The organism is Calothrix sp. UHCC 0171 (assembly GCF_034931845.1).
In the GTDB taxonomy this organism is placed as follows: Bacteria; Cyanobacteriota; Cyanobacteriia; order Cyanobacteriales; family Nostocaceae; genus Brunnivagina.
In genome coordinates, this window is record NZ_JAYGHN010000102.1 from 1 (window position 1) to 1,825 (window position 1,825).

1 pseudogene is annotated in these 1,825 nt (G+C 40.1%); it reads right to left on the reverse strand.

Annotated elements, in window-relative coordinates:
• Positions 1-249: 249 nt before the first annotated feature.
• Positions 250-1,752: pseudogene (locus VB733_RS27465) on the reverse strand (group II intron reverse transcriptase/maturase).
• Between the last annotated feature and the right edge of the window lie 73 nt (positions 1,753-1,825).

The following is a 1,825-nucleotide window of genomic DNA, read 5'->3' on the forward strand; positions in this document are numbered from 1 at the left end:
TCATATCTTGCACCTGGAAATTTGAATGTCAATTCCTTGACTAAGTGCCAAATCTCTCAGGCGTTGAATGTCTTGTAAAAGAAGTAACACTACCAAGTGTGGAAATATAGTTTGGAACGCGATTTCTGCGGCTTCCAATCAGGTAGGTTTGTCTTGGCGATAGTTTGGGTCGATGGAGGGTATTATCCCTCGCACCTCCCGTTTAAATCCGGACGTGCGCGTTTCCGTGCATCCTGCTTCCGATTACCTTTATTTGCTCATGTGTATATAATCGTGACAGCTTTCATGAACAACTATGAGATTTTGAGTTTTCCAGTTGCGATGATTCCCATCCAGATGATGGAGGTTTACTCTTCCATCAAGAAGGAATTTAGCTCCACAATATCCACATGAATGGCGTTGCTTTCTAAGTAATTTAGCTGTAATTCCGTCGTATAATTTGGAATTTCTTTCACTCCAATATATGATGTCGCCATCATAAGGAGAGCGTTCACCTGCTACGTTTATATGCTTGTTTTCAGAATAAGAAACATTGGGGAATGCCTGAGTAATTAGGTCATTAACCTGATGACGGTTTAATTTCTTCTCTTTGTTGAAAACTTTCCATGTTCGTAGTCTCATTCCCCATAAGGAAAAGCGGGAACCTTCCATTTTGCAGAAGCGATGATAATTCTTCCAACCTCTAATCAGGGGAGCCAATTTTGCCGCTTTAATTTTTGCGCCATAGCTAGAGCAGTTGACGATGTTTTTTACTTTCTGACGAAAAGCTTTATAATTGTCCACTGAAGGAACGCATTTGAACTTTCCGTTGGCTTGCACTCGGAAGTGCCATCCCAGAAAATCGAAACCTGAAGTCGCTGATACTAATCTCGTTTTCTCTTGATTAATTGTTAGCCCTAATTTATCGAGAAAACTACTGATTTGTGCAATTATTAAATCTGCATTATCTTGTGGTTTTAAAATTACAACCACATCATCGGCATATCTAATAATGTTGTGAATTTTCTCGATTCCATTAAGTGCAATATTTGCCAATGTCGGCGAAATACATCCACCTTGTGGTGTTCCTTGCTCAGGAAAATGAGGATTAGTTCCCTTTTTTAAACATCTCCAAATTCCGATTTTTACAGATTGGGGGAGAATAATCTTCTCCATTATCTAAGAATGTCGGATGCGGTCGAAGCATTTTTCCAAATCTAATTCCAGAATCCTCTTATTTGCACCATTGGCACTTTTAGATAGATTTAGAAATAGCATTTTCTGAGCATCATGTGCGCTCCTTCCAGTTCTGAAGCCGTAGCTTCTAGCGTGGAAAGTTGCTTCATGGGCAGGTTCTAATGCGTAATGCACTAATTTCTGCCATGCTCTATCCTGGATAGTTGGTATCTTTAGCATCCTGGTTGTACCATTCTTCTTTGGAATTGGTATTTCCCGTAGCTTTTGATGTTTCCATTTAAATGCTTCTACTTTGAGAAGATTTGCTAGTTCAAACCTTTGTTTAAAATTGAGGTTTGCTTTTCCATCTACACCCGCCGTCTTTTTCCCATTATTTAGTTGGGTTACTTGACGGATGGCAAGGAATATTGCACTTTGGGATTTTAGAATTAGCTTTTGGAGATTACGAGCTTTTCTCATTTCTCCTGCTCTGACTGCTTTCCACAAGCGACACTGGAGGCGGAAGAGGTTTTTGCGGAATTTCTTCCATCCTAGCCCTTTCCATGATTCACTATAGTTGTCTATGTGTCCAATCATACTCTCTCGGTGTTGAATGTGTTCTGATAACCTCAAGGCAATTACGCCTTGTCCTACCCGATAATTAGGGGTT